The sequence below is a fragment of the Salibacter halophilus genome (assembly GCF_008806325.1).
In the GTDB taxonomy this organism is placed as follows: Bacteria; Bacteroidota; Bacteroidia; order Flavobacteriales_G; family Salibacteraceae; genus Salibacter; species Salibacter halophilus.
Genome location: NZ_WACR01000012.1, coordinates 41,202 through 64,882, shown reverse-complemented (window position 1 = coordinate 64,882; position 23,681 = coordinate 41,202). Strand labels below are relative to the sequence as shown.

The window sequence follows — 23,681 nt, the reverse complement described above, 5'->3', positions numbered from 1 at the left end:
GAAATATGATATCAAAGAAAACAATTCTGCTTTTGGTTCTGACCATTACGGTTCCTTTTTTCCTGGGCGCTCAATATGTGCCCGAGGATAACGAAGAGAGTTATCAAAAGAAGGAGGAGAAAGAGAATTCTTTTGACTGGGATAACGCTTACGTAGGTGGCGGATTGGGACTCAATTTTGGAAATATCACGTACATCAATGTCAATCCCATTTTTGGTTACTGGTTTAGTGAAAAATTCACTTCAGGAGTTGGATTGAATTACCAGTATTTTTCTGATAATATCTACAACTATTCAACCAGTATGTACGGAGGGAATGTTTTCTCTCGTTATGTCGTTTACGACCCCATTTTCCTTCACGGTGAAATAGAAGTTTTAAACGGTGAGTTTGGCTACAATGAAGGGCGCAGTAACTTCACCAGTGTTTTTGTTGGCGGAGGTTACATGCAGCGTTACGGCAACAGTTTTATCGCTGCCACCTTGCTGTACAACCTCAATGATGATTCAAGGAGTCCGTACACGAACCCCTTATTCCGAATCAATTTTGGTGTAAACTTTTAATCCAGTGCCTTTTCTAAAGCTTCGTTGTAAAGCGATTTGAAGTGTGAAATGTCACCCCAACTCTCATCGTCAATCGTGATATCACCTTTGGTTACGTAGCCCAGTAAGCTGTAATCAATTCCGAAGTGTGTCATCATTTCCATGAAGTCTTCATTGTAAATAGTCGGAACCGAAACCACAACTCTCGATTGCGCCTCACCAAAGAGGAATGCGTCCTTGCGGATGATTTGATCTGTTGTGATATTGAATCCAAGGTCGCGGTGAACAGCACTTTCTAGAAGCGTTGTGAAGAGTCCGCCATTTGAGCAGTCGTGAGCTGATACGATCAGTTTTTCTTCGATCAGTTTTAGAACTGCATCCTGAACTTCCTGTTCGCTTTCGAGATCGAAATAAGGAGCCGGAGATTCTTTCACTCCGTGGTATTTAGCGAGATACTCACTCGATGAAATGTCGTTGTGGTTCTCACCGATAACGTAAATCATATCGCTTTCCTTTTTGAAGTCGAGCGACATCTTGTTCTCTTTATTCAGCAACCCTATCATTCCGATTGTAGGCGTTGGGAAAACCGGCACTTCACCGTCTTTCGTTACCGTTTGGTTGTAGAAGGAAACATTCCCACCTGTTACAGGAGTTTTGAGTGCTTCGCAGGCACTTCCCATTCCCTGAACAGCTTTTACAAACTGCCAGTAAGACTCAGGATTGTATGGATTTCCAAAGTTTAAGCAGTTACTAATTGCTGAAGGTTTTCCGCCTGTACAAACAATGTTTCTCGCAGCTTCACAAACAGCAATTTGAGTTCCTTTGTAAGGATCAGCGTTGACGTAGCGCGAGTTACAATCGACAGACATCGCAATGGCACGGTCAGATCCTTTGATCTGCGCTACACCCGCATCGGCCGGTTCGTTTGTTGTCATGTTTGCGGTTCCGACCATTGAATCGTACTGCTCAGAGATCCAGTTTTTTGATGCGATATTAGGTTGCTGAATTAAGAACTCGGCAACTTTTTTCAGATCCTTTGGTTCTTCAATGCTCGCAATGGTGAATTTTTGATATTCTTTGAAATATGCCGGTTCTGAATATTCGCGTTCATAAACCGGTGCTCCACCGCCTAGTACGAGTGGCTCAGCTGGTGTAGTAGCGATTAACTCTCCGTTTTTGTGGAAATTCAACACGCCACCTTCAGTAACCTCACCGATTTGTACAGCGTTGAGGTCCCACTTTTCAAAAATATCTTCAACAACTTTTTCTTTTCCTTTCTTCACAACTACGAGCATGCGCTCCTGAGACTCAGAAAGTAAAATTTCAAATCCGTGCATGCCATCCTGGCGAGTTGGAACTTTATCGAGGTCGATATCCATTCCAAAACCTTCTTCGGCAGACATCTCAGCTGTGGAACAAGTAATTCCGGCAGCTCCCATGTCCTGCATTCCAACAACAGCATCTGTATCAGCTAGTTCGAGTGTAGCTTCTAACAAAAGTTTTTCCTGGAACGGATCACCAACCTGAACAGACGGTAAATCATCTGTAGAGGCATCTGTAATGTCTTTTGAAGCAAAAGCAGCTCCGTGAATTCCGTCTTTCCCGGTTGCCGAACCTACTATGTAAACAGGGTTTCCTGCTCCGTGTGATGTAGCCGAAAGTGTTTTGCCCACTTCAACGATACCGGCAGAAAAAGCATTGACTAACGGATTCGTATTGAAAGATTCATCAAAAAATGTTTCTCCACTCAAAACAGGAACGCCAAACGAGTTTCCGTAATTGCCAATTCCTTTAACTACTCCTTTGAGTAGCCATTTTGTTTTGTCGAGTTTCAAATCTCCAAAGCGGAGCGAATTCATTTGAGCAATAGGGCGAGCTCCCATCGTGAAGATGTCGCGGTTGATTCCGCCAACACCAGTAGCTGCTCCCTGATACGGTTCAATAGCAGATGGGTGATTGTGCGATTCGATCTTGAATGCACAGGCGAGTCCATCGCCAATATCAACCAGCCCTGCATTTTCTTCACCTGCCTCAGCGAGGAGGTGTGGTCCCTTTTTAGGAAGGGTCTTTAGCCAAACGATAGAGTTTTTATAAGAGCAGTGCTCACTCCACATTGCAGAGTATATACTTACCTCGCAAAAATTGGGTTCGCGACCTAAGATTTCTTTCACTTTTTCGTACTCTTCTCCGAGTAATCCGAGTTGAATGGCTTGTTCTTTCGTGGCTATTACCGTATCTGCAGCGTTTTTAGACATGCTCTTATTTTTTGATGCTGCAAAAATAGGTATCTGTTTTGAGTTCGGTCTATATGAAACCGAGTTTTACCCTGAAAATTAGTCAGATCTCGAAAACATTTGGATGCATTTCTAAATGAAGTCCTTAATTTGCAATAGATAAAATAAAACTAAATGAGAAATATAGTCTTTGTATCACTTGCGCTTGCAGTTATTACATCCTGTTCAGGACTGCGAAAAGAAAAAGCCGACCTCATCGTTCACAACGGCACAATTTACACGGTCAATGAAACGAATGAAAAAGCTGAGGCGATGGCTATTCGAAATGATTCAATCATTGCCATAGGGGCAGAGCGCGAAATCATGAATCACTTTCAGTCCAAGAATACTGTTGACTTGCGCAGGAAGTTTATTTATCCCGGTTTTGCTGATGGACATTGCCATTTTTACGGTTATGCAAAAAGTCTGTTGAAAGTAAATTTAACTGGAACTAATAGTTGGGAGGAATGTATTTCAAAAACCAAAGACTTTGCTCAAAACAGCGAAACGAAATGGATAACCGGGAGAGGCTGGGACCAAAACGACTGGGAGGAAAAAAATTTTCCAACCAATAAAGAACTCAACGAATTGTTTCCTGATAAGCCTGTTTTATTACAGCGAATTGACGGCCATGCAGCAATTGCCAATCAGGCGGCTTTTGAAGCTGCCGGTGTTTCCGGATCTGAAAATGTGAAAGGCGGAGAAATCAAACTCGATGAAAACGGTAAACCAACCGGGTTACTCATCGATAATGCCGTTTCATTAATTTCACGGTCAGAGCCAGAGCCCGAAAGTTCACAGCTCCATAGCGCAATTCTCGAAGCTCAACAAAATTGTTTTGCCGTTGGCTTGACATCACTTTCTGATGCAGGGTTACCCATTAATGACATCGAGTTCATGCGCAAAATGCAACAGGATTCAGCTTTGTTGATGAGGTTGTACACAATGATTTCCTCGACTGATCCTAAGTTAGACAGCGTTTTGAAAAATGGTTTGATTCAGGAAAAGAGCTTCACATTGAGAAGCATCAAAATGTATGCAGATGGAGCTCTCGGGAGTAGAGGTGCGGCACTTTTAGAGCCGTATTCTGATGATCAGGATAATTATGGATTGCTGCTCAATGACGAGGAATATTTTAAAGAAATAGCTCAAAAGGCTGATGAATACGACTTTCAGCTCAATACTCATTGCATTGGCGATTCAGCAAACAGATTGATCCTCGATATTTACGGTAATGTTTTAAAAGGGACCAATGACAAACGCTGGAAAATTGAACATGCACAAATCGTGAACGAAGCTGATGTTTCAAAATTTCAGGAATACACAATCATTCCAAGTGTTCAACCAACACACGCAACTTCTGATGGTCCGTGGGCTCCTGAACGACTGGGCGATAGAGTGAATGATGCTTATATCTACAGCACGCTGCTAGATCAAAACAGAATTATCAACCTGGGGACAGATTTCCCGGTCGAGGGCATCGATCCGCTAAAAACATTCTACAGCGCTGTTTTCAGGACTGAGCTCGGCTCTGACCGTGAACCTTTTCAACCAAAGGAGAGTTTAACGAGAGAAGAAGCGCTTCGCGGAATGACCATTTGGCCTGCTCTTTCAAACTTTGAGGAAAGCTACAAAGGTTCGCTGGAGAAGGGGAAGTTGGCAGATTTTGTGGTGCTGAACAAGAATATAATGACCGCTCCGCAAAAGGCATTTGAAGATGTTGAAGTAGTTTACACGTATTTAGGAGGAAAAAAAGTTTATGAAAATACTAAGTAGTTTAACTGTGACTCTTTTTCTGGTTTTGAGCAGTATTGGTCAAATCCGGCTCAACGAGTTTTTCACTGATCAGGAAATCGCTCAGGCAGAAACAGCGAAATCTGCTGATTACCTCACAGACGAAGAAAAGCAGGTGTTCACCGTTACCAATTTGGCTCGTTTGTTTCCGCAAAAATTTGCTGATGATTATTTACCTGCTCTTGTAGAGAGTGCACAACCGTTTGAAAAATCGGGGAATTATCGCTCGTTGATCAGGGACCTGAAAAAGATGGAGCCCGTTCATGTGTTGAAGCCTCAAAAACTGCTTTACGAGATTGCTCAAAAGCATGCGATAGACATGGGTGAAGCTGGGAAAATTGGGCATGATGGTGCAAATGGGAAATCTTTTAGTAAAAGGATGCAGCCGATAATGGATGAGTATTACGGTTATGGTGAAAATTGCCAATACGGCTATGACAAGGCTTCGTGGATTGTTGTAGATCTCTTGATTGATGAAGGTATTCCGTCACTTGATCACAGGAAGAATTTATTGGCCAATGATTTTTATTTCATGGGGGCATCGATTGAACCGCATGAAAAATACAGATTCAACTGCGTGCAGGTTTTTGCGGCTCAAAAGGAAAAGTAATTATTGCTCTTTTAGTAAACTGTTGGTTTCCTGAATAGACGCGATTGTTTCATCCTCAAGTCGCTTGATTATTTCGCTCATCGGTGAAATATCTTCAATCATGTGGACACTCTTTCCAGCCGACCAAATTCGTTTGTAATTATTGGCTGCAACAGATTTCTCGAGCTTTTTCATGCCGAGGTATTGTACCCACATCTTAAAGTATTTTTTAGTCTTTTTGTTTTTGGAAAGCCAGCGCTCGAGGAAGTTTTGTTTGAGCCCGATTTTTTTAGCCTCATCGGTATTGATAACAGAGCTCGGAGTTCCAGAAAGCTTTGTTGTCATCACAATATCGTCCATTCCGGCCTCGACAATCGCCTGTTTGTAAGCGTCATTCACAGTAGCTTCTTTTGAAGCGATGAAACGAGTTCCCATAGAAACACCTTCAGCTCCGAGCGTAAGCGATGAAGCAATCGCGTTGCCGTGTGCGATCCCGCCAGCAGCGATCACCGGAATATTTGGGAATCGTTTTTTCAGAGCCGGGATCAAAATGTTCATCGGGTTGGGGCCGGCATGGCCACCAGCTCCCTGCGCGACAGCAATAAAACCATCTGCTCCGGCATCAGATACTTTTTGTGCATGTTTCAAATTTGTGACATCGCAAAAAACTTTCCCGCCATATTCGTGTGCAGCCTCAATGACATCAGTTGGGTTTCCGAGACTCGTGATGTAAAACGGAACTTTTTGTTCAATACAGATTTTGAGGTGTTTACTGTACAGCGGATTCGATTGCTGCACGATGAGGTTGACTCCGTAGTGGCCCAGTCCCCCATTTTGTTGATCGTATTCTTTAATTTCGGTCAGAACCTTTTCCAGCTCTCCGTCTTTCCTAAAGTTGAGTGTGGGGAAAACTCCCATTACTTTATTATCGATTGCAGCTTTTATCATTTCAGCGTTTGAAACCAAAAACATTGGCGCTACAATTAATGGAAAACGAAGTTTAAGTTCTTTAGAAAAGGCTGTTTCTACGACCATGGGGAAATATTGTTAATCTGCTATATCAATCAGGTAATCAAAATTAGTATTTTAGTGGAGCAACAAGTTAAATTAAAAAAGTATGTCGGCTGAATTGAAAAGGCTCTTTGATGTTATTTACTATCAAAAAGATCAATTTCCACAACCAGCGTGTTTATCCTCAAAGGAAAATGGCGATTGGAAAAAGTGGAGCACTGATGAGGTGATTGAACACGTTAATGCTTTTAGTAGAGGCTTGCTCGCGATGGGCATTCAGCCGGGCGATAAAATTGCCCTTATTTCGAATAACAGACCAGAGTGGTGTGTAGCTGATATGGGAATATTACAGGTTGGAGCAGTTGATGTTCCAATTTACCCAACTATTTCAGAAGAAGATTACAAGTATATTTTCAACCATGCTGAGATCAAACTCTGCATCGTTTCAGATGAAGAATTACTCGGGAAAGTGAGGTCGATAGAAAATGAAGTAGAAACACTCAAAGCTGTGTACACTTTTGACCAAATCCAGGGTGCTGATCACTGGACGAAAATAATGGATGCCGGATTTGACCAATACCAGGAAAAGGTTGATGAACTCAAAAGTAAAGTCAAATCTGAGGATCTGGCATCGATCATTTACACATCAGGCACAACAGGATTGCCAAAAGGCGTGATGTTGAGCCACTGGAATATCCTGTCAAATGCGATTGGCAGTAAGAAAAGATTGCCGGTTTCGCCTAACTCGCGTAGTTTGTCGTTCTTGCCGGTTTGCCACATTTATGAACGAATGTTGCTCTATTTGTACATGCTTTCAGGGGTGAGTATTTACTTTGCCGAATCACTCGATACAATTGGCGATAACCTGCGAGAAGTGAAACCTCAGGTTTTTACGGCAGTGCCGCGATTGCTGGAAAAAGTTTACGATAAAATTATCGAGAAAGGTGCCGGACTCAGCGGACTCAAAAAAGCGCTTTTCTTTTGGGCTGTTTCGCTCGCTGAAGAGTGGGAGCCTTACGGTCAGAACTCGGGCTGGTACAAATTCAAACACACTATTGCCGATAAGCTGATTTTCAGCAAGTGGCGTGAAGCCGTTGGTGGAAACGCACAGGCTGTAGCATCGGGGAGTGCGGCTTTACAACCTCGTTTGTCGAGGGTTTTCAATGCTGCCGGAATACCGGTTATGGAAGGTTACGGACTCACGGAAACGTCTCCTGTCATTGCAGTGAATGAAATGGATAACAGAGGCTTCATGGTTGGAACTGTTGGTAGGGTTCTGGATGATGTTGAAGTGAAAATTGCCGATGACGGTGAAATTTTGTGTAAAGGTCCTAACGTGATGATGGGCTATTACAAAGATCCAGAACGAACTGATGAGGTCATGACAGATAAAGAGTGGTTTCACACAGGAGATATTGGCGAGTTTACCGGACCAAAACACGATTTCCTCAAAATTACAGATCGCAAGAAGGAAATGTTCAAGACATCGGGTGGTAAATACGTGGCTCCACAGCCCATTGAGAATATGTTGAAATCATCTCGATTCATTGAAAACGCCATTATCGTGGGAGAAGGAAAAAAACACCCTGCGGTAATTGTGGTTCCAAATTTTGAAAACGTTGAGTTTTGGTGTAAGAAGCACAATGTAAAGTGCGGTTCTGACAAAGAAGAAATTATTAAGAACCAAAAGGTGATTGATCGAATTTGGGAAGAAGTGACAAATTGCACTGATCATCTTGGCCGCTGGGAACAGCCAAAGAAAATGGAACTCTGCGCAACTGAATGGACAATTGATGGCGGTGAGCTCACACCCACGCTAAAACTCAAACGGAGAGTTGTTCACGATAAATACAGTCACCTGATCGAGAAGATTTACAGTTGATGAAGGTTTCGGCTCTGACCGTTAAAACTGCCTAAACAGCACACCGCTCAGCTCCATGACTTTGGTTTGAGCGATTTTGTGTTTACGTTGTAGTTCAGTCAGTTTTTCCTGTGCCGAAACGAGCTTCATTTGACGTGAGTTGATGAGAAAGACAGAGCTTTCTCCATTGTCAAATTTAATCTCTTCGGCTTCGAGTAGCCTCTCGTAATTTATCACCGCCTCGGTTTGAATGTTGAGTTGTTCATTGAGGTTGATGAGCTTGTTGATAGCAGCGTTGAGCTTATTTTTCACGTTCAACATCTCGCTCGACATTTCAAAATTTGCCATGTCGAGTTTTGCGTTTGCGGCAGCAACTTCACCGCGGCCATCTCGAATGAAAATGGGCATTTTAAAATCGATCCCGAATTTGTAATTATTGTTGAGGTAAGCCCTCTGCAACTCGGCATTTTCGTAATCATCGTACCCACTCAGGTAATTGTAAGAGAGATCTAATTGAGGCTTGAGCTTTTCGAGTTTAAGTCTTCTGTCAATTTGAGCCTGCTGAATTTTAGCGCGGTTCATCTTCAGCTTTGGATGCAGATTGTAAATATTATTGAGCCAGGATTGAGCACTGTCGTTCACAATTTCTTTTGTTTTCACTTCATCGGTCAGATCCTGGGGCTGCATATCATCTTCGAGTTCTAGCGGAACTTCATCTTTCCAAAGAAATGTTTCCAACTCCATCTTTGCTTCAATGACCATTTGCCTGGCATCGATAACTTTAACCTGCTGTTGTTGAACTGATAGAAATGATTCAGTTGTATCGATTGCCGGTAAGTCACCGCCTAAATAGCTTTGAACGATTCCTTCAAACCGCTCCTGAGTAAGCTCGAGTGCGTTTTGATCGATATTCAGCAACGCATTAGCTTGCGACCATTTCCAATAAGCTGATGCTGCATCCTGCAAAAGTTGATTGAGTTCGAGAGTGCGCTCAGCCTGAGACATATTCGTCATGGCTTGAGCTTTGCGGAGTTGCGCCCTCCGTTGATCCATGAAGAGCCGTTTTCCAACCGGCACTTTAATGCCAGCTACAAGTAAGCCATTCTCAGGAACATTGTTTTCGGGATTTAGATATGTTCCTCGGTTGTATTCGTAAGCGACTTTTCCTTCTATCCCAAACCATGTTGGAACCTTGAGTCCGTATTCTGATATGTGGTAATATTCAGATCCGGCAAATCTCTTTTGATTGACACCACCGTAGAGTTGAGGATCAAAGCTACCTCTCGCAGACCTCAGGTTTCCCTCAGCCTGATCTACAAGAAGCCTTGCGTTTTTAGCCAGAGGATGTTCGTTTTTCACCCATGACATATACTGTTCAAAGGTGAGCAACTGGCCTTGATCGTTTTGGGCAAGAACAGCCTGTGATCCAAAGACGCAAAAAAAAGCTAGAATTATCGCAGTCCTGTTCATTACTTGATCACGTGCTTTGGTTCAACTTTGATCTTTGTTTTGTTGGCGTTTGAGTTTGGTGCGTTTTCATCAATTGACTCGTAAAAGTTTGGCGGGAAGCCGTTAAACTGACGCCACATCTCATACCAAACAGGAACTTCACCCAATAGGATAAACCCTTTAACTCCGCCACCCATTCTTATGAGCTCTGGCCAATCTACATCATCAGGAGGAGCAACGAGAATTCTAAACTTGTTATTATTACTACTCACATTATCTAGACCCACAACTTCAGCCGGGTAGGTTCCGATCGATAAATTTGGCCATCCTGAGAATACGAATGCAGGCCAGCCATCAAACTGGAGTCTTACATTATTTCCTTCATGTACAAGCGGGAAATCAACCGGATCAATATAAAGTGTTGCCGCGAGTTTGGCATTCTTTTTCACAAACCTGACGATTCCCTGTCCCTGTTTGATGTTTTGACCAACTCCGCCCTGTAGCGTTTCTGCAATATATCCATCATAAGGAGCGGTCACATATCTGTAGCCAACGCGCTTTTCGTAATTCGACAATTGATTGCGCAATTTATTGAGCGATCCTTCAGTTTCTGAAAGGCCATATCTCGCTTCAGCTAATGTGCTTTTGGTTTTAGCAATTTTCTCGTTGTAATCGTTTTCGATAGATGCCAGTTCAATCGTTGCGTTGAGCACTTCATTTTGACTGGAGAGTAATTTACTCTGAGCTGAGATCAATTTCGCTTGCTCTTTTTGAAGGTTATTCTGTCTCTTTTCAAGTTGAGTTTTTGATTTGAGTCCCTGTTCAAATAAATTTTGTTGACGAGTTAGCTGGTTTTCAGCGATTTCAAAATTCACTTTTGCAGCTTCGTAGTCAATGCTGTCTGCAGTTACTTTTAGTTTTGACTGTTTTAATTTGTTTCTCGCCTGGCTCAGTTTGATTTGCTTACCCTCCACTTGCAGTTCGAGTTGACCTTCTAGCGCATCGATTTTTTCTTTGTACGATTCAACAGCCTGCTTTTTATTTTTAACCTGATTCTTTGTTCTCTCGATCAATTGAGGGTCAAAATATTGATCTTTGATCTCAGAGATATGAATAATGGTGTCGCCTTTTTGAACAGCTTGACCTTCTCTCACAAACCATTTTTCAATTCTACCGTCAATTGTCGATTGAATGGTTTGAGGCCTTTCACTTGGAGACAGAGAGGTCACCTTACCCGTAGCATTGATATTCTGTGTCCACGGGAGGAATAGAATGATCACAAATGCTACAAATAGCACGACTAACCAGTATGCCAAAATTCGACCAAACCGAATATTGGATATGGTTCCAAGGGATTTTAGATCCCTCAGTTCTTCCATATGATCACTGAATAAAGAGTTCATCGAAGTACGGTTTAGTTTTAATTTCAGTGAATGTTCCCTGGTCTATAATTTGACCTTCTTTCATGATTAATATTCTGTCGCATTTTGATGCGAATAGCGTATCATTTGAAACCCCAATTAATGTCCAGAGATGGTTTTTATCAGTTAAATAATTGGCCAATCGTTCTCTTTCGCTTTTTTGGAGGTTGTGCATAAACTCCTCCATGACCAGTAGTTTTGGATCACAAACGATTGCTCTTGCAATTTTTATTTTTCTCAGAACACTTTTTGAGAGATACTTCCCCTCAGCCAGAATTGGTTCGTTGAGTCCGTCCTTTTGGTTCTGAATGAAATTCTCCATACCGAGAGCTGCTACAACTTCTCTTACTGTTTTCATTGATATATCACGGCCCATTACAATATTCTCAAGAATTGACCCATCGAATACATCCTCGTACGGCAATACATCACCTATGTTGCTACGCAGCGATTCGAGCTGGAAGTTGCCGAATGGGTAACCGTTGTAACTCAATTCACCGGTGAATTCCTCGAGCATTCCTGAAAATAAATTGGTTAAAATACCTTTTCCAGAACCGTTGTAACCGGTTATGCAAATCCGTTCACCTTTATTGATCTCGAGATCGATGCTTTTGAGTAACTCTCTGCCATGAAGTCCTTTGTATGTTATGTTTTTGAGTTTTACTGATATTGCTTTCTCATCTCCGAAAAGCTCATTGGCGTCATTTCCTTCTCTGTTATCTTCAATATCGACATCTGTCACAACACCCAGCTTGTCAGTAGCGGTTAAAACATCGTAGATAGTTTCGATACTGAGAAGGAGTTTTTCTACTGATGTTAAAATAATAAGAATGATGATTTCTGCAGCCACAAACTGACCCAGGTTGATTTCCTGTTCGATCACAAGTAATGAACCAACTATCAGTAAGCCGGCAGTTATAATGGTTTTGAACAGGATGATACTTCCGTACTGATAAACAAGGATGTTGAAGTGTTTTTTTCTTGCACCGAGATAGTTGACAACTAGAGAATCTGTTCTCTTGAAAGGAAGCTTCGATTTACCGATGATCTTGAAAGTATCCATAGTCCTGGCCATTTCTTCAAGCCAGTAAACTAATTGGTATTTATAGGTTGATTCCTTTATGCTGGTATTGAGACCTTTTGCACCTGTGAATTTGAAAATCACATAAAGCATAACAATCAAAAGCAAGCTGAATGCTATAAATACCGGGTGATAGGCCGCTAGTAATAAGAGTCCGAAAATGATTTGAATGATGGCCGATACAAAATCGATGAGGAGTTTTGAAAGTCCTTTTTGAATTGTCATTGTATCAAAAAAGCGGTTCATCAGTTCCGGTGGGTAGAGGTCTTGAAGTCCTTCTGTTTTAAACTTGGGTATCCGCCATGAAAAGGAAAAAGATGCTCTTGTAAAAATACGCTGTTGAATAACCTCAGCTACAAACAGTTGCATGATTTGCATACTACCGCTAAACATGACTCCAAGCGTAACCACAATAACAAGTATAACCCAGGATGATGAAAGTGCGGCACCTCCCATTATCAAACCAATAATAGCTTGAATTCCCAGAGGTAAAATCAAGTTCACCAACCCGTTAAAAACGGTATAGGTGAGCATGTAAATGATGTCCTTCTTGTCTGGTGACAACAGGTTGAAGAAATCATAAACTGGGTTTTTCTTCTTTGAGGTTTTTTTATCTACTTCTTCTTCAATCATTTATTTTTTTTAATAACTGAGAATACGATGTCTTTACAAAACTCAACTAAGGAACAATTTTTCTCATTTACATTTGTCAAAGATGGTAAATGATCTGCAAAATAAACCTGACTATGACCTCCTTCTATAATCAGTGATATCAAACTCTCTGCATATTTGTATTCAGGAGTAATTTCACGAATAATATTTGCGAGCTGTTTTGTGAGCGATTTGTAACTCTTGAAATACCCTTCTTTGTTGGTTTCATCAACATTTTTCCTCAAGTAAGTTTTGGCACTTTCACTGATGATAATTCGGTGTAAGGCTTTTTCATCAATGTGGGTAAAATTAGGGTCTCTTTCAATAGGTTGAGTCAAAAGCTCAATAATTATTTCAAGTTTAGCGTAAGGGTCAACAATATTGTTGATTGAAAAGTTTACCCTGTATTCCATCCAGTTCCAGTACCAACTGTTGAGATAGGCGAGTAATTGGTATTTATTCTCGAAATATCGGTAAATAGAAGCCTCTGTTGAATTGATCTCTTTTGATAGCTTCCTAAATGTGAAGTTTTCAAGCCCCCATTTATCGATGAGCGTTATTGAGTCGCTAACGATCATGCGTCCCAATTCGCTCGTTTCAGGATCCTTTATGTAAATTTTCTCATTTAACTTGATCTGGATCATAATGGGTTATGCGAATTAACAAATGCAATAGTAATACTATCATTTTAAATGTATGTACATTTTTTTGTTAAGGATTGTTATCGAAGAGTCATGAATTATTACATTTACATTGTATTAATTCTAAATCTGACAAACCCTAAACCAGAAAATTCAAAAGAGTCCAAATGTTCAAGTATGTAGGCAAGGATTTACCAGCCTCAATTGTTGTATTTCTCGTAGCGCTTCCATTATGTCTTGGAATTGCTTTGGCATCAGGAGCACCATTGTTTTCGGGATTGATTTCCGGTATTGTTGGTGGAATTGTTGCCGGTATTTTGAGCGGTTCGCATACTTCAGTTAGTGGTCCTGCAGCCGGGCTAACAGTAATCGTGTACAATGGAATTGAAACACTGGGGTCTTATGAAATCTTTCTACTGGCTGTTATTATGGCCGGAGTATTACAGTTTATTTTAGGAGTGGTCAGAGCCGGGGTTATCGGATATTATTTCCCCACCTCAGTCATCAAAGGAATGTTGGCGGCTATCGGGTTGATTTTGATACTCAAGCAAATACCACACGCTTTTGGTTACGATGTAGATCCTGAAGGGGATATGGAGTTTATCCAGGTCGATCAGGAAAACACCTTTTCTGAGATTATCAACGCTATCAATTTTATTCATCCCGGGGCTCTGATCGTGAGTATGATTTGTTTGTTAGTTTTAATTCTGCTCAAATCAACCAGGTTGAGTAATTTAAAACTACTGTCTTACATACCGGCAGAGTTGTGGGTTGTCTTGCTCGGGATTGGTTTAAATTCATTGTTCAAATTGCAGTTTCCCGACTTAGAAATTGAAAAATCTCACCTTGTCGATTTACCAATTGCTGATAACTTAATGGATTTTGCGGCACAGTTTACCCTTCCTGATTTTTCAGCTCTGGGTAATACAAACCTTTATGCAATTGCTGTCACTGTAGCGATGGTTGCCAGTCTTGAAACGCTACTCAGTCTGGAAGCAGCAGACAAACTGGATCCGAAAAAAAGAATTTCTCCAGCTAACAGGGAATTGCGGGCACAGGGAGTTTCAAATGTTGTTTCAGGATTAATTGGCGGGTTACCGGTTACAGCTGTGATTGTTCGCAGTACGGCTAATATTTCAGCAGGCGGACAAACAAAGTTGAGTGCTATCCTTCACGGGGTTTTACTTCTCGTTTGTATTTACCTCATTCCAGATTTTTTAAACTTAATTCCCTTGTCCTGTTTAGCGGCTATTCTTTTGATGGTTGGTTACAAGCTGATTGAGCCAAAAATCATCACCAACATGTATAAAAAGGGGAAAGATCAGTTCATTCCTTTTGCCGTTACAATCATTGCCATAATGTTTTCAAATCTCCTGGTTGGTATCGGGATTGGAATAGCGGTTGGACTCTTATTTGTCATAAGATCAAACTTTAGAAAAGCATTTACATTTTCTGAAGCTGATGGAGATTACGAAATGCGATTCAATAAAGATGTCACCTTTATCAACAAAGCTTTGATTTTAAGTCAGCTCGAAAAAGTGAAAGAAAATAGTCATCTCGTGATCGATGCTTCTCAATCTACGTTTATCGATAGTGATATCCGTGAAGCGCTCGATAACTTCAAAGATTCTGCTGCAGATAGAAACATCACGGTTGAATTCAAAGGGATGCAAAACTCGATTTAGTATTCAAAAGAGAACTGAATTGATCAGTCAACCGGCAACTTGATCAGCGCGTAAATTGCTGCACAACAAAGAACGAGACTCACCAAAATATTCAATGCGGCTATTCCGTACTGTTGCGATTTGAGCAGCAATACAGTTTCGTAACCAAAAGTGCTAAAGGTGCTAAATCCACCGCAAAAACCAACGACAACAAAAGGCCTTATCCAGTCAAACCTTCCTGATAACTGGCTGTAAGCACCAATACTCAATGCTAAAATTACACAGGCAAGTAAATTAGAAATGAGCGTAGCCAGCGGTAAATTTTGGTCAAAGTTTTTCACGGTCAGAACCGAAACCCCAAACCGACAAACTGATCCCAGTCCGCCACCCAAAAAAACGTATGCTATTATTTTCCAATCCATGCGGAGTGTAACTTATTGAGCAAATACCCCACGAGCAAGCCGTACAGGGTTCCGATCATTGCGCCAACTAAAATGTCTCCGGGGTAGTGGACGCCCAGGTAAATACGGGAATAAGATACAAAGAAAGCCCAAACTAAAAGGGTGATTGTGATACTCTTATTTTTGAAAATCATTGATAATAAGCCAAATAAAGCAAACGAGTTTGCTGCATGACTCGATGCAAAACCGAATTTACCGCCTTTGTAAACATGTCCTTTTGCGTATTCGTAAAACTCTGTGAACGGAGCTGTCACCGGATCATGAGAAGGTCTTAGTCGCTCGAAAAACGGTTTCATGAAACCTGAAGTCGTTTGATCAGCAAGAGTGATTGTGGCGCCAACGGCAACAGCAAGCATTCCTAAATTCTTCCACATTTTAACCTGATAGCCAGCGCTGAGGTGATGCCACGTTTTCACAAAAAGAAAAAAGTAGAATGGAATCCATGTTTTGGTTTCCGTAATAATCCAAAAGAACTCGTCCCAAAAGTTTGACTGCAAACCGTTGAGAAACAAAAATAGTCGTTGATCTATTTCAATAATCGACTCAAGCATCTTCCGGAATTTCTATGGCTTGCCATAGTTTATCTTTAAGCTCGGCAAGTCCTGTTTGCGCAACTGATGAAATGAAAACATATGGTATATCGGTAGGGAGCTCCTCTTTGAGCTCTGCGATTAGCTCCTCATCCAGCATATCAGCTTTAGTGATCGCCAAAACACGGTTTTTATCGAGTAATTGTGGATTGTACTTTTTCAACTCCCCTATGAGTACTTCGTATTCGTGCTTTACATCGTCACTGTCACACGGAACCATAAATAGCAGAGCGGCATTTCGCTCAATGTGTCTCAAGAATCGAATCCCCAAACCTTTTCCTTCAGCAGCTCCTTCGATGATTCCCGGAATATCGGCCATCACAAAACTGCGATCGTCACGGTATGAGATCATCCCCAGGTTAGGGGTGAGTGTTGTAAATGGATAATTTGCAATTTCAGGTTTGGCAGCACTCAGAACTGAAAGTAGCGTAGATTTCCCTGCATTTGGAAAACCAACAAGGCCCACATCAGCGAGGAGCTTTAGTTCGAGAACCTTCCAACTCTCATCACCTTCTTCGCCCGGTTGAGCGTAACGCGGGGTCTGATTGGTTGATGATTTGAAATGCGTGTTTCCCAGTCCGCCACGACCACCGTAAAGCAATACATGCTCTTCGTTGTGTTCGGTAACTTCAAAAGCTATTTCATTGGTCTCTGCATCGCGGGCAACGGTTCCGAGTGGAACTTCTAAAATCAAATCCTCACCCTGGGCTCCTGTTGAGCGCTGCTTTCCACCATCGCCACCGTGACCGGCTTTTACGTGTTTGCGGTATTTCAGGTGTAATAAAGTCCAAAGCTGTTTGTTGCCTTTGACAATTACATGACCACCTCTACCGCCATCACCGCCATCTGGGCCGCCTTTTGGTACAAACTTTTCACGTCTTAAATGAGCAGATCCGCTACCTCCATTTCCTGAAGTACAGTGAATCTTGACGTAATCAACAAAATTTGATTGTTGCTCTTTGCGGTTCTTACTCATTAAATCAGCTTACTTCTTTTCAATTGCGTGATACAAACGGTTGGTGATTTCATCGATTTCACCAACACCGTCAATACTCTCAAACTTATCCTGGTTGCGGTAGTAATCTTTGAGCGGAGCCGTTTTCTTTTGGTACTCTTCAATTCTGTTGCGGATGATCCCTTCATTTTGGTCATCAGCTCTTCCGCTTTCTTTTCCGCGCTCCAATAGGCGCTTGATCAATTCCTCTTCCTCAACTTCAAGGGCAACCATTTTGGTTACTTCAGTTTGTTTTCTCGCGAGGAATTTATCCAAAGCTTCAGCCTGGTTGACAGTTCTAGGGAATCCGTCAAAGATGAAACCGTTCGCATCCTGGTGTTTATCAACTTCACTTTCGAGAAGTTTTATGGTGAGCGAATCAGGAACTAACTCGCCTTTATCGATATAGCTTTTTGCTTCTTTTCCCAGTTCAGTTTCACCTTTGATATTGGCTCTGAATATGTCACCGGTTGATAGGTGGATTAGACCGTAGTGGTCGCGTATTCTTTCTGACTGAGTCCCTTTTCCAGCACCGGGAGGGCCGAACAACACTAAATTCAACATATCTATAGATTTAATCTTCTACAATTTTATAAATATCTTTTAGGTTCCTGCCGGCTCCATCATAATCTAAACCGTAGCCGATGATGAAGTCGTTGGGAATTTTAAAAAGGGCATAATCAATCTTATGCCCCAGCTTGTAACTATCGGGTTTTAAAAGCAAGCTGCAAATTGTTATTGAAGCTGGATTGTGTTTTTTGAGCTCGTTCACCAGTACATCAATTGTCCTTCCGGTATCTACAATATCTTCAATGATGACAATCGACTGACCTTCAATATCAGTTGGTGCACCGATCAACTGTTTTACCTTTCCGGTAGATTCTGTGCCACTGTATGATGCACATTTCACAAACTGAATTTCACAATCCAGCTCCACATGTTTCATAAGATCAGCACTGAACATGAATGCTCCATTCAGAACCGGAAGAAAAATTGGGGTCTGACCCGCATAATCATCGTTTATCTTCGAAGCAACATCAACAATCCTTTTCTCAATTTCATCATGCGTGATGAAAGGCTCAAACTGCTTGTCTTTTATCCTAATTAACCCCATAATACGAAAGCGCAAAGGTAATATTTTCCATAATGCTCAGTCAAAGTGATTTGAAATCACACTTGTAAAAAAAGTTGGCAACTTTATTTTTTGATTTTAGGGATGGGGAAAGTATACATCAAGGTTAATTTAATGTTAAAAATAAGTTTTTTAACAAAAATCTCATCTGCGGCTATACAAGGCTCGATGAGGTAAAGAGCACTATTAAAAGATGGTTAATATACACTTTATTATCATAAAGTATTGATTTCTATATTCTTTTTCATACCTTCATAAAAGATTTAACCCAAAGTTATACAGTTATGAAAAAGTCTAATCTATTAATCATCGTATTTTGCTCAATTATTGTAAATACTGTTAATGCTCAGGTAAATGATAGCATAACAGCTAATGTCAATAGTCAACTCCGCCACATGTTTGGCCAGTTGAATCCTCCTAATAATTCAACTCACTTATTTGATATGTCTGCCAGGATGACTCCAGACTGGCGATGGGATCATTACACAGATAGCACGATTCATCTCAATGAATGGTGGGGAATGTATGAAGAGTTGTATTATATGGCTTATGATACCACTACTCACACTGAAACAGAAACACTATTCGAAGAACTCAATAAAGTGAAATATGATACTGTTCCCATTTTAGCAATGAACTACAATTATCACAGGTTCATTGATTCTACTGTGTTTAATTCCGGAACGTATTTTAATTTTGATATACCAAATAACGTAATTACAGATAACCCAAGTAGGCCATCGTCACCCTATACGAATCACCAACTTTTTAAAGGAGTTACCTTCAAAAACACATCTCAGTTTAGGGAAGTAGTATTTAAGATAGATCCTCAGTTCTTATTGTCAGATATTCCTAATTCTAATGAATACACGAACGGTTCCTTTCAAATAGACTTTGGAGATGGAAATGGGTTTCAAACAATTAGCGGAGGTTCAATCAACTATATATCTGTAACCTATCCATCAAAAGGAACTTATGAAATTACTTACAGGATTCACAATACAGAAGAACAGTTTACATTTAAAAAGAATCACTCAGCCTTTAAGGTTTCTTCTAATGATATACCGAAACTCCCAAGTGACACTATTTATGAGGGTGAGCTTGAAGTTGGTGTTTATGATAATGCTTGCGAGAATATACCAGAAGAGAATCAGAAAGCCATAGTTTTCTTAACGGGATTTGATCCTTTTAATGGAAGAGACTTTTCAAGAGATTATTACGATTTACAAAGATCTGAACTTAATGAATTACAACTTTCAGGGTATGATATTTATGTTGTTCGATATGATAATTCAGGAAGAGATATAAGAGCAAACGCTTTAGATGTGGTAAATCTATTGGAATACCTGAAGTGTGAAAAATACCCCAATAGTGAAGAGCAATTCGTTGTCATGGGGTATTCTATGGGAGGACTTATCGGTCGTTATGCATTGACATGGATGGAGCAACCGGGTAATATTAACTATGAAGGATGTAAACCTTATAAATTACACAACACAAGACTATTTGTTAGTGTAGATGCTCCACAACAAGGAGCTAATGTTCCTTTAGCGTTTCAACATATATACAAAGGAGCTAGTGACCTTTATTCCGTCATACCCGGGTTTGCGCGAGGTATTATGGATGAATTTGCAACAGAACTTCGTGCAGAAATGATCGATATGCAATCAGTTAAACAGATGCTGATTTATCACATGGATACAAAAGATGTGTTTAACAGGTACCACAGGCATAGTGAAGGAATCCAGTTGTTTAACGAGTTGGATGCTATGGGGAACTACCCTAAATATGCTAAAAAAACAGCTATTGCTAATGGTATGCTCAATTCAGAGAATCAGATTAATGCCTATACAGGTGATGAAATGGTTAAAGATAGTACGCATTATTTTGATGGTGGATTTAGGACAAGATTGAATATACTCTGGTGGCAAGTCAATATTTTTGATGTTTCCCTTCAGGTAAACCCTTCTCCTCATGGGAATGGAAAATTGATAGATGCTAATCTCGATATTTTCGTCCCAAAATTGAATTTCGATATTTTTGGAGTGAGTTTAACCATTAACTCTTTTGTTGATCTGATTGATGTTAATAGCACGAGTATGTACCCGATCGATGTAGAGGCTGGTAGTTATTACGGGAGAGTTCGTGAGTTTCCCCAGTTTTCAAACTCACCCAGTACACTTGAATGGTATGATTGGCAAAACACATTTGCAATAGCCTATGCTCCACCGACTCCACCAACAATAAATACCACATTTGGTTTAGGAGTTGAGTTCCTTTCTGGAATACAGTCAAATGGTTTGGCATTTAATTTTATCCCGGTTGGGAGTGCCATTGATTTTACTGGTTCGTGGAACCCGAGTAATATAGAGTTTGACATTCAGTCAAACTATGGAGTTTCTTCTTTAATGGGAAACAATAACTATACCCCCTTCGATGTCATTATTACAAATGGTGATTTTACTCCTATAGATAATGAATATGAAACAGGTAATAATTGGGATCACGAACATCAGTTCCGAAATGATAAGCAATATCACATGGATACCGGTGAAGAAGTACGCGTATTAAATCGTGAGATTGGAGATGATAAAATGTGGCTTGAAAATTATGAACTCAACTGGGATGCTTCATTTTCAGCACGAGAAGTTTCAGCCGGGAAACACCAGTTTTTCATGTATCAATACCCTTCTCAGGCAGCCCAGTGGCCATTTGTTGGAGTTCCCGGTGCTTTATCAAGAGAGAATCCAATGGTTATTAACTCAGGAGCGAATGCAACGTTCTATTATGACTCAAATACAGGTTCGTTTACTGATCGTGGAGTTGTGAGAAATGGTACGTATGAACCTGTTGGATTAGATCAGTTTTATTGTGGTAGTGATGGTAAAAAACTAAATGTATCATCTAATCTAGGTAGCGATGTATCAAAAGGAATTGTTATATATCCAAACCCTACATCAAACAAGCTTTTTATTAAAGCAAAAGAGGATCAGAATATAAATGAGGTTTATTTATTTGATTTGACTGGGAGGGAGTTTTTTACCGAAAAAATCAACTCTCAATCTGCTACGATTGACTTGCAAAATAGATCATTGTCACCGGGTCAGTATATTTTAAAAATAAATACTCCTTATTCTACAGAAGTAGTAAAGTTAATTGTAAAATAAAAAATTTCGATTATGAAACCTCAAAATATTATCGCTTTACTATTCATTTTTTCATTGAGTTCTTGCTCATCGTGTTCAAAAGAGTTTGATTGCAAATCATATGACAACAATAATGCTTTACATAGTGTAACAGTTAACCCAAAACTGGATGCCTTAATTACTTTTACTAATGATTCATTTAATAATAATATTAGTTTGAACTTGATCAAAAGCGAAAAAAGTGATGCCTATGAGGAAACATGTACTGTCTTATCAACTTCATGTGGGTGTGAGCGTAATCTCGAAATTATAATGTCAAACGCAAAAAAAACAATAGAAATAAGTAACTCTATTAATATACTTGAATTTAGTGATAAGAATAAAAATCCTACAGGATATCAATACAGATTAAAAAGCACGCTGAGTAGTGGTGAAAAAATGTTGACACCCGTTGGGAATGAAATTGAGGGTACACTAAACGAATTGTTGCACCCCATCTCAATTAATGGTAAAACTTATGAGAATAGTTTCATCTTTAGAAATAGGGCACAAGAGTATCGAGATAGCACGGATATTCTAGATAGCCTCTGCATTCAAAAAGGAACGGGAATGATTGCTTTATGGATAGGTAAAGATGTTTGGTTGAGAGAAGACTTAGTAGAGTAGAATTTTTAATTCATTACTAGTTTTTCTCATTTAAAGCAAAACATCTTTATCGCCTTTATTCACGTGTTGGTTCACTATATTTGCCACATGGATAAAGCATTTTACAATTCAAACTTCAAGCTCGGCATTCTTGGCGGAGGTCAGTTAGGTCGTATGTTCATTCAGGAAGCGATCAACTACAACGCATCTGTTCACATTCTCGATCCCTCAGAGCTAGCGCCATGCAAGGATATTGCAACGTCATTCACACAAGGTGATTTGATGGATTATTCAACTGTCGTTTCTTTTGGTCAGAACCTGGACTTGTTGACGATTGAAATAGAGCATGTAAATGTAGATGCACTTGAAACGCTCGAGAAAGAAGGAGTAGAAGTTTATCCACAACCGCATATCCTGCGAATGATTCAGGATAAGGGAACGCAAAAAGAATTTTATAAAGAACATAGCATTCCAACTGCACCTTTCATTCTTTCAGATTCGTTTGACTACAATATTGAGTTACCCGTTGTACAAAAACTCCGGAAAGGAGGTTATGACGGGAAAGGTGTTCAGATCCTGAGAGACAAAAAGGACGTGACTCACGGCTTTCATGAGCCATCAGTATTTGAGGATCTGATCGATTTTGAAAAAGAACTCTCAGTAATCGTAGCCCGAAATACAAAAGGAGAAGTGAAAACATTCCCCGTTGTTGAACTCGAATTCAATCCGGAGGCTAACCTGGTAGAATATCTTTTTAGTCCGGCTGCAATTTCCCAGGAAGTAGAACAAAAAGCCCAGGACCTCGCAACTCAGGTTGCAGAATCGACAAAAGTAGTGGGGCTTTTGGCAGTAGAAATGTTCCTCACGAAAGACGGAGAAGTGATGGTTAATGAAATTGCTCCTCGTCCGCACAATAGCGGTCACCAAACAATCGAAGGAAATATCACTTCTCAGTTTGAGCAGTATTTAAGAGCGATAACCGGAATGCCACTCGGGGATACTTCAATTATAGCGCCATCTGTAATGGTGAATTTACTTGGAGAAAAAGATCACACCGGTGAAGCATTTGTAGAGGGACTCGAAGAAGTAATGGCAATTTCAGGAGCAACTGTTCACCTTTACGGAAAATGGAAGACGAAACCTTATCGTAAAATGGGACACGTTACAGTTGTTGATAAGGAATTGGAATCAGCTAAGGAGAAAGCAAAAAAGATTAAAGACACACTTAAAATCAAAACACGATGAGCGCACAGGTAGGAATCATCATGGGCAGTGATAGCGACTGGCCGGTAATGAAAGAAGCGGCAGAAATTCTCGATGAACTGGGTGTAGAGTACGAAAAAGAAATTATTTCGGCTCATCGCACACCTGAGCGAATGATGGATTATGCGAAAAATGCACATTCTCGCGGAATAAAAGTAATCGTTGCCGGAGCTGGAGGTGCAGCCCACTTACCCGGAATGACAGCGAGCATTACTCCGTTACCGGTTATCGGTGTTCCGGTTAAATCGAGCAACTCAATCGATGGATGGGATTCTGTTTTGAGTATTCTACAAATGCCGGGCGGAGTTCCAGTAGCAACTGTCGCACTTGACGGTGCTAAAAATGCTGGAATTCTAGCCGCTCAAATCATCGGTTCCGGAGATCATTCGGTTCTGACCAAAATTGAAGCTTACAAAAAATCATTAAAGGAAAAAGTGCTCGATAAGGCAGAGAAATTTAATAAGTAAAAGGATTTA

The 23,681-nt window shown here is 40.5% G+C and carries 20 protein-coding genes; 9 read left to right on the top strand and 11 right to left on the bottom strand.

The window, feature by feature from the left end:
• Window positions 1-5: 5 nt before the first annotated feature.
• On the top strand, window positions 6-560 hold the full coding sequence (locus F3059_RS12645) for a hypothetical protein (RefSeq protein WP_151169838.1): 555 nt from the start codon (window positions 6-8) through the stop codon (window positions 558-560).
• Here F3059_RS12645 and purL read toward each other — a convergent pair.
• On the bottom strand, window positions 557-2,794 hold the full coding sequence (purL, locus tag F3059_RS12640) for a phosphoribosylformylglycinamidine synthase subunit PurL (protein WP_151169836.1): 2,238 nt from the start codon (window positions 2,792-2,794) through the stop codon (window positions 557-559). The two genes, F3059_RS12645 and purL, sit on opposite strands and share 4 nt — an antisense overlap.
• Before the next feature lie 153 nt (window positions 2,795-2,947).
• On the opposite strand from purL, the gene F3059_RS12635 reads away from it, so the two are divergent.
• A complete protein-coding gene (locus F3059_RS12635; RefSeq protein WP_151169834.1) occupies window positions 2,948-4,588 on the top strand; it encodes an amidohydrolase in 1,641 nt (546 codons plus the stop codon).
• Entirely contained in the window at window positions 4,572-5,216 is a 645-nt protein-coding gene (locus F3059_RS12630; RefSeq protein WP_151169832.1) for a CAP domain-containing protein, read from the top strand. Before F3059_RS12635 ends, F3059_RS12630 begins: the two co-directional genes overlap by 17 nt.
• Here F3059_RS12630 and F3059_RS12625 read toward each other — a convergent pair whose 3' ends face one another.
• On the bottom strand, window positions 5,217-6,230 hold the full coding sequence (locus tag F3059_RS12625) for an NAD(P)H-dependent flavin oxidoreductase (RefSeq protein WP_151169830.1): 1,014 nt from the start codon (window positions 6,228-6,230) through the stop codon (window positions 5,217-5,219).
• An 82-nt stretch (window positions 6,231-6,312) separates the two neighbouring features.
• On the opposite strand from F3059_RS12625, the gene F3059_RS12620 reads away from it, so the two are divergent.
• Window positions 6,313-8,088 carry an AMP-dependent synthetase/ligase gene (locus F3059_RS12620; protein ID WP_151169828.1) on the top strand — a complete coding sequence of 592 codons (1,776 nt, stop codon included), beginning with the start codon at window positions 6,313-6,315 and terminating at the stop codon, window positions 8,086-8,088.
• A 21-nt stretch (window positions 8,089-8,109) separates the two neighbouring features.
• Here F3059_RS12620 and F3059_RS12615 read toward each other — a convergent pair whose 3' ends face one another.
• From F3059_RS12615 to F3059_RS12600, 4 genes are read right to left on the bottom strand one after another with little or no spacing between them, the layout of a single operon-like run.
• Window positions 8,110-9,537: a TolC family protein gene (locus F3059_RS12615; protein WP_151169826.1), complete on the bottom strand. Its 1,428-nt coding sequence runs from the start codon at window positions 9,535-9,537 to the stop codon at window positions 8,110-8,112.
• Complete coding sequence (locus tag F3059_RS12610) at window positions 9,537-10,919, bottom strand: HlyD family secretion protein (RefSeq protein WP_151169824.1); 1,383 nt, start codon at window positions 10,917-10,919, stop codon at window positions 9,537-9,539. The genes F3059_RS12615 and F3059_RS12610 overlap by 1 nt, the downstream gene beginning before the upstream one ends.
• On the bottom strand, window positions 10,900-12,651 hold the full coding sequence (locus F3059_RS12605) for a peptidase domain-containing ABC transporter (protein WP_151169822.1): 1,752 nt from the start codon (window positions 12,649-12,651) through the stop codon (window positions 10,900-10,902). Before F3059_RS12605 ends, F3059_RS12610 begins: the two co-directional genes overlap by 20 nt.
• Window positions 12,648-13,313, bottom strand: coding sequence for a TetR/AcrR family transcriptional regulator (locus F3059_RS12600; protein WP_151169820.1), 666 nt, complete (start codon window positions 13,311-13,313; stop codon window positions 12,648-12,650). Before F3059_RS12600 ends, F3059_RS12605 begins: the two co-directional genes overlap by 4 nt.
• 164 nt (window positions 13,314-13,477) lie before the next feature.
• Between F3059_RS12600 and F3059_RS12595 the strand changes: the two genes are divergently transcribed.
• Window positions 13,478-14,995, top strand: coding sequence for a SulP family inorganic anion transporter (locus F3059_RS12595; protein WP_151169818.1), 1,518 nt, complete (start codon window positions 13,478-13,480; stop codon window positions 14,993-14,995).
• Window positions 14,996-15,018: 23 nt separating this feature from the next.
• Here F3059_RS12595 and crcB read toward each other — a convergent pair whose 3' ends face one another.
• Genes crcB through hpt form a run of 5 tightly spaced genes read right to left on the bottom strand, consistent with a single transcriptional unit; the run spans window position 15,019 to window position 18,133 of the window.
• A complete protein-coding gene (gene crcB / locus F3059_RS12590; protein WP_151169816.1) occupies window positions 15,019-15,396 on the bottom strand; it encodes a fluoride efflux transporter CrcB in 378 nt (125 codons plus the stop codon).
• Window positions 15,381-15,986 (bottom strand): phosphatase PAP2 family protein, encoded by a 606-nt coding sequence (locus F3059_RS12585; protein ID WP_151169814.1) that lies wholly within the window; start codon window positions 15,984-15,986, stop codon window positions 15,381-15,383. The genes crcB and F3059_RS12585 overlap by 16 nt, the downstream gene beginning before the upstream one ends.
• On the bottom strand, window positions 15,979-17,001 hold the full coding sequence (gene obgE, locus F3059_RS12580) for a GTPase ObgE (RefSeq protein WP_151169812.1): 1,023 nt from the start codon (window positions 16,999-17,001) through the stop codon (window positions 15,979-15,981). The genes F3059_RS12585 and obgE overlap by 8 nt, the downstream gene beginning before the upstream one ends.
• A 9-nt stretch (window positions 17,002-17,010) precedes the next feature.
• The gene (locus F3059_RS13850) at window positions 17,011-17,583 is read right to left on the bottom strand and encodes an adenylate kinase (RefSeq protein ID WP_151169810.1); all 573 of its coding nucleotides are present in this window, start codon (window positions 17,581-17,583) and stop codon (window positions 17,011-17,013) included.
• A 10-nt stretch (window positions 17,584-17,593) separates the two neighbouring features.
• A complete protein-coding gene (hpt, locus tag F3059_RS13845) occupies window positions 17,594-18,133 on the bottom strand; it encodes a hypoxanthine phosphoribosyltransferase (RefSeq protein ID WP_151169912.1) in 540 nt (179 codons plus the stop codon).
• 302 nt (window positions 18,134-18,435) lie between these two features.
• Here hpt and F3059_RS12565 point away from each other — a divergent pair, with 302 nt between their 5' ends.
• The 4 genes from F3059_RS12565 to purE all read left to right on the top strand — a co-directional run bounded on the left by F3059_RS12565 (window position 18,436) and on the right by purE (window position 23,672).
• Window positions 18,436-21,318, top strand: coding sequence for a T9SS type A sorting domain-containing protein (locus tag F3059_RS12565; protein WP_151169808.1), 2,883 nt, complete (start codon window positions 18,436-18,438; stop codon window positions 21,316-21,318).
• A gap of 12 nt (window positions 21,319-21,330) precedes the next feature.
• Window positions 21,331-21,963, top strand: coding sequence for a hypothetical protein (locus F3059_RS12560; protein WP_151169806.1), 633 nt, complete (start codon window positions 21,331-21,333; stop codon window positions 21,961-21,963).
• Window positions 21,964-22,050: 87 nt separating this feature from the next.
• Window positions 22,051-23,187, top strand: a complete 1,137-nt coding sequence (locus F3059_RS12555; protein WP_151169804.1) for a 5-(carboxyamino)imidazole ribonucleotide synthase — start codon at window positions 22,051-22,053, stop codon at window positions 23,185-23,187.
• Window positions 23,184-23,672, top strand: coding sequence for a 5-(carboxyamino)imidazole ribonucleotide mutase (gene purE / locus F3059_RS12550; protein ID WP_151169802.1), 489 nt, complete (start codon window positions 23,184-23,186; stop codon window positions 23,670-23,672). The genes F3059_RS12555 and purE overlap by 4 nt, the downstream gene beginning before the upstream one ends.
• The last annotated feature ends 9 nt before the right edge of the window (window positions 23,673-23,681 follow it).

Coding starts and splice junctions, on each gene's coding strand:
- F3059_RS12645 (WP_151169838.1), top strand. CDS start 6: ATGATATCAAAGAAAACAATTCTGCTTTTGGTTCTGACCATTACGGTT.
- purL (WP_151169836.1), bottom strand. CDS start 2,794: ATGTCTAAAAACGCTGCAGATACGGTAATAGCCACGAAAGAACAAGCC.
- F3059_RS12635 (WP_151169834.1), top strand. CDS start 2,948: ATGAGAAATATAGTCTTTGTATCACTTGCGCTTGCAGTTATTACATCC.
- F3059_RS12630 (WP_151169832.1), top strand. CDS start 4,572: ATGAAAATACTAAGTAGTTTAACTGTGACTCTTTTTCTGGTTTTGAGC.
- F3059_RS12625 (WP_151169830.1), bottom strand. CDS start 6,230: ATGGTCGTAGAAACAGCCTTTTCTAAAGAACTTAAACTTCGTTTTCCA.
- F3059_RS12620 (WP_151169828.1), top strand. CDS start 6,313: ATGTCGGCTGAATTGAAAAGGCTCTTTGATGTTATTTACTATCAAAAA.
- F3059_RS12615 (WP_151169826.1), bottom strand. CDS start 9,537: ATGAACAGGACTGCGATAATTCTAGCTTTTTTTTGCGTCTTTGGATCA.
- F3059_RS12610 (WP_151169824.1), bottom strand. CDS start 10,919: ATGAACTCTTTATTCAGTGATCATATGGAAGAACTGAGGGATCTAAAA.
- F3059_RS12605 (WP_151169822.1), bottom strand. CDS start 12,651: ATGATTGAAGAAGAAGTAGATAAAAAAACCTCAAAGAAGAAAAACCCA.
- F3059_RS12600 (WP_151169820.1), bottom strand. CDS start 13,313: ATGATCCAGATCAAGTTAAATGAGAAAATTTACATAAAGGATCCTGAA.
- F3059_RS12595 (WP_151169818.1), top strand. CDS start 13,478: ATGTTCAAGTATGTAGGCAAGGATTTACCAGCCTCAATTGTTGTATTT.
- crcB (WP_151169816.1), bottom strand. CDS start 15,396: ATGGATTGGAAAATAATAGCATACGTTTTTTTGGGTGGCGGACTGGGA.
- F3059_RS12585 (WP_151169814.1), bottom strand. CDS start 15,986: ATGCTTGAGTCGATTATTGAAATAGATCAACGACTATTTTTGTTTCTC.
- obgE (WP_151169812.1), bottom strand. CDS start 17,001: ATGAGTAAGAACCGCAAAGAGCAACAATCAAATTTTGTTGATTACGTC.
- F3059_RS13850 (WP_151169810.1), bottom strand. CDS start 17,583: ATGTTGAATTTAGTGTTGTTCGGCCCTCCCGGTGCTGGAAAAGGGACT.
- hpt (WP_151169912.1), bottom strand. CDS start 18,133: ATGGGGTTAATTAGGATAAAAGACAAGCAGTTTGAGCCTTTCATCACG.
- F3059_RS12565 (WP_151169808.1), top strand. CDS start 18,436: ATGAAAAAGTCTAATCTATTAATCATCGTATTTTGCTCAATTATTGTA.
- F3059_RS12560 (WP_151169806.1), top strand. CDS start 21,331: ATGAAACCTCAAAATATTATCGCTTTACTATTCATTTTTTCATTGAGT.
- F3059_RS12555 (WP_151169804.1), top strand. CDS start 22,051: ATGGATAAAGCATTTTACAATTCAAACTTCAAGCTCGGCATTCTTGGC.
- purE (WP_151169802.1), top strand. CDS start 23,184: ATGAGCGCACAGGTAGGAATCATCATGGGCAGTGATAGCGACTGGCCG.